Source organism: Plectonema cf. radiosum LEGE 06105 (assembly GCF_015207665.1).
Classification (GTDB): Bacteria; Cyanobacteriota; Cyanobacteriia; order Cyanobacteriales; family Nostocaceae; genus Rivularia; species Rivularia radiosa_A.
The window spans coordinates 1-3,998 of the sequence record NZ_JADEWL010000265.1; the positions used below are offsets into that span (position 1 = coordinate 1).

Sequence of the window (3,998 nt, forward strand, 5' to 3'; positions counted from 1 at the left end):
TCCCCCCATCGCTTCCCACTCCTTGCCAACAGTTTAATTTTTGATTCTTCACTCTTGAGTATTGGATAAACTCGCTATCCTAGAAGGAGACTTGGATAAATTAAAGATAAATTTAAAAATGAGCTTTAAATCCTTTCAATCGAATCTGTATTATCTACGTCCCTGGCTCACCTTATTAGCAATTGTTTGGTTGCTAGGTACATTGGGCTTGGGTTGGTTGGTGAATTCATTCTTAATTATTCTTGGGTTGCTGTTTTTGGTACCTATTTTGGCTTTTTTTGGGTTTCGCTGGTGGTTACAACGTAATTTGGTTACTGAAAATTGCCCGGTTTGCCGAACCGAAATTACAGGTTTAAATAATACTCAGTTACAATGTCCTAGCTGCGGTGAAAAGCTGCTAGTGCAAAATAGAACTCTCAAACGTTTCACACCAGAAGGTACTATTGACGTGACGGCTGTAGAAGTACCAGCAAAATCAATTGAAGATTGACTTTCTTACACCAAAATCTAAAATCTAAAATCCTTTCATTGTATAATCTTGACATTTAGCTATTTTTGTGGCATCTTCTGTTTGGATATTGATAGGGTGTATGTATGCTGCTGTTTCGTGAATTCGCCTATATATAGTGAGTATTGACCTGATGCCCAATATCCAGAAATTTCTGGTCTATTTTGCGAGTAACTATCTGCTAATACACAAAAGCGACCTTCTGGCCCATCGATTAACAGTGTTGGGTTTCCTTGACTTTGGACTGTTAACCGTAAATAAGGTAATGATTGTGCAACTTCAATAATGTGATTGGGTTGAGTGCTAATGTTACCACAATTAGTTTTTTGAGTCCCTCCAGATTCACCACTAAGAATTAATGGCTCTGGTTGAAAATCTGGTTTAATCTGTATAACTTCAGCTTGGACTAATTGAATGCCGATCGCAATCAAGCTTATCGTCAAAACGATAGGAGCAAATTGAATTAAAGTAGGTATTTTCATTTTGGATTATGCTCCTAAAGATAATAGAGCCTTAACAAAATCGACAAGGAAAAATATGATCTGTTCCTTGGTTAAATAGACGTAAATTCGATAAATATAGTCCCACAATCACAAGTCGGATTTTTAAGATGATTGTCCTGGATGACGGATATTTTACGTAAAAACCCGACTTCTCACCCAATCAAAAACTCATAGAATTTACGTTAAATAGGATTAATATTTTGTTTCTAATTGAAAATATAAATAAATATTAAGCTATATATTCTTAAGCTATATGATATCTGTAAGTAAAATAGTGTATAAAATGATTGTTTTATGCAGTATATAGTTGTATTAAACACATTTAATATTAGATAAAATCACATACATATCGCCATTATTTATATACCATTTTTCTAGCTAAGGTAGAAAATATTAATGAATCCTCAAACTGAAGAAAATCTAAACGAGTATCACCTCCAGAAGCTAGTCACAGAAATTGATTCGGACTCAATAGAAGTTGCCTGTTCCACAATTTTACCAACGTCTAAATTCAAACATACTAGTGTTCCTTACTACATAGTGAAAATTATCGGTTGGTTTTGGGATTTACCAATTTTGGCAAAGCTAATAGTTTTGGCTGTAGGATTTTTAATTGGGTTTGTTATCTTACAAGCAGCACTGAAACTGATTGCTTCTGTTATGAGTATGGCATTACTGGCAGGATTAGTTTACCTTGGATACAATTTTTTCGTAGCTGGTAACAGTCCTCAAATAAAAGAATAATTTATTTCTACCTACGCAAACTTTTTCGCGTAGAAATTAATTTATAGGGAACAAGGTAAATGACAACTCCAACAGTGAGGAGAAGCGGGAATCAATTGAGACAACCAAAGCAACCCCGAAAAACCAGTGCGCTTTCGCTTTCTTCGCGGCGGATTGCGGCTTGGGTAGCGGAAATTACGCTTTGTGTCGTTAGTGGTGCAGTACCTTTTGGGATTGGGGCTTATATTAACAGTAAAACTAATATGGAGCGCGTACCACTAAATCCTATATTGGTGGCAGCAGAAAGGACAGTAGCTTATCCTTTGGCTTTACCCATAAGTTACGGTACTCGTAATGTCGCATGGCCGACTAATTTTTTGTGGACGGTAGCAATATTAGCCCCCTTGTCACTTACTTCTTGGCAATGGTATTTGCTAGGGAAAACAGGAAGTACCATTCCCAAACGTTGGTTTGGCATTAAGGTTGTGAATCAAAAAGGTCAACCCCCAGGTTTCGCAGCCGTTTTGCTGCGAGAAGGTAGTCGCTGGGGTGTGCCTATGTCCGTTACTTATATGTTATGGCGCTATACCTTATTATTTCCTCATCTGAGTATTTTTACGGTACTAGCATTGTTGATGTTGTTTGCAGAAGCAATGGGTTTTCCGTGGTTGCGGCAAGGTCGCTCAATTCACGATAGAATTGCGGATACCTATACCATAGATGCCACTATTCCTTTTGAACCTTCAGTTTTAGCCAATAGAAGGAATGCTTCTGGGTTGATGCACAGAGACGAAGAAGCTGCAATTGAATCAATTGTAGTTACACCCGATCAACAGCAAAAAAAGGATTTATGGGCTTGGATGCGGCGAAACCCCAGCCTGACTTTACTGGGAGTAGCACTGTTGAGCATGGCTGGTGTATTGACAACTTTGGTAGGTACTCAAGTTTATCTTCAAAATAAGCAAAATCAAAAAGCAGTTAACCAAAACAATAGCAAGCAGTTTTTAGCACTCAAGCAGCAGTTGGATGATAACTCTGGAGCGACTAAACAAGAACGTCAGCGGACAATTGTAGCTTTAGGGACGCTCAAAGATTCCCAGGCTACTAAATTTCTAGTTGGTTTGTTGGTTAAAGAAAACGACCCAGTTTTATTAGAAAGTATTCAGCAAGCTTTAGTGAGTATTGGTCCGGAAGCTATTTCCGAACTCAAGCACATGAATATTTTACTTGAAGGTGAGTTGGATTCTACAGCTAGCAATGCGACTCAAGAAAGGGAATTGCGGCAAAAAAGTTTGTATGCAAATCAGCAGGCAATTAATAAGATTTTATTGGTTTATAACGGCAAAACCAATGGTATTGACTTAAGCCGTGCCAAATTGTCTCAAGAAGGTTCTGAAAATAATTCTATATTCAGTTTGTCATTAGACAAAGTTGATTTATGGGGGATTGATTTCAAGTATGCAAATTTGGATCGAGCTAGTTTCAGCGGTAGTCGTTTCCGGGGACCTGGTGAAGATGGTCGTTGGGATACTTATGATGATTGGATTACCGATTTGAGTCAAGCTGAGTTAAAACAAGCCGATCTAAGCGGTGCTAATCTCAGTCGCGTCTTGATGGTGCGTACCAATTTGAGCGGTGCAAATTTGAATGAAGCTAACCTATTAGCAGCACGTTTGGTTGGAGCAAATCTGAGTAGCGCCAGACTCGGAAAAGCCGATTTGCGCGGTGCTGTCTTAGAAAATGCCAGTCTTACAGGAGCAGATTTAGGTGAAGCCAAGTTGAATGATGCCGATTTATACGGCGCTCGTTTAGGTCGGACGATCGCGATCGGGACACAGTTATCTAATGCCAATTTAATCAAAACTGAATGGCAAGGAGCAGACTTGTCATCAGCTTATCTTGACCGCGCCAATCTCAGTAATGCTAATCTAAGTGCTGCACGACTTACTGGTGCTATTTTAAGCTCTACCAACCTCTCATATGCCAACTTCCGGAATGCTGACCTGAGTCTTGCTGATTTACGGGGTGCAAATTTAACAGGAGCAGATTTTCAAGGAGCAATACTCTCTCCAACACAGCAAAATCCAGCGGATCAATTTGTCGAAACTCCCACCACCGGAAGTCAATCCGCTGTTGTCAGAGGAGTTGATTTTAGTCAAGTTCAAAATTTGGATGAGAAACAAAAAGCTTATATTTGTACTCAGGGAGGTATCCACGATCGTTTTTGTCCCTAGGGCAGAATGAGGAGATGGGGGGATGGGGAG

General features: G+C 39.2%; 4 protein-coding genes. 3 read left to right on the top strand and 1 reads right to left on the bottom strand.

What is annotated here, in order from left to right; translation table 11 throughout:
• Positions 1–118 precede the first annotated feature (118 nt).
• Entirely contained in the window at positions 119–490 is a 372-nt protein-coding gene (locus IQ247_RS31660; RefSeq protein ID WP_193926152.1) for a hypothetical protein, read from the top strand.
• 59 nt (positions 491–549) lie between these two features.
• On the opposite strand, the gene IQ247_RS31665 is transcribed toward IQ247_RS31660, so the two are convergent.
• Positions 550–990: a hypothetical protein gene (locus IQ247_RS31665; protein WP_193926153.1), complete on the bottom strand. Its 441-nt coding sequence runs from the start codon at positions 988–990 to the stop codon at positions 550–552.
• A 417-nt stretch (positions 991–1,407) separates the two neighbouring features.
• Here IQ247_RS31665 and IQ247_RS31670 point away from each other — a divergent pair, with 417 nt between their 5' ends.
• Both IQ247_RS31670 and IQ247_RS31675 read left to right on the top strand, forming a co-directional pair.
• Positions 1,408–1,755 carry a hypothetical protein gene (locus tag IQ247_RS31670; protein ID WP_193926154.1) on the top strand — a complete coding sequence of 116 codons (348 nt, stop codon included), beginning with the start codon at positions 1,408–1,410 and terminating at the stop codon, positions 1,753–1,755.
• Between the two features lie 59 nt (positions 1,756–1,814).
• Positions 1,815–3,968: a pentapeptide repeat-containing protein gene (locus tag IQ247_RS31675; protein WP_193926155.1), complete on the top strand. Its 2,154-nt coding sequence runs from the start codon at positions 1,815–1,817 to the stop codon at positions 3,966–3,968.
• The last annotated feature ends 30 nt before the right edge of the window (positions 3,969–3,998 follow it).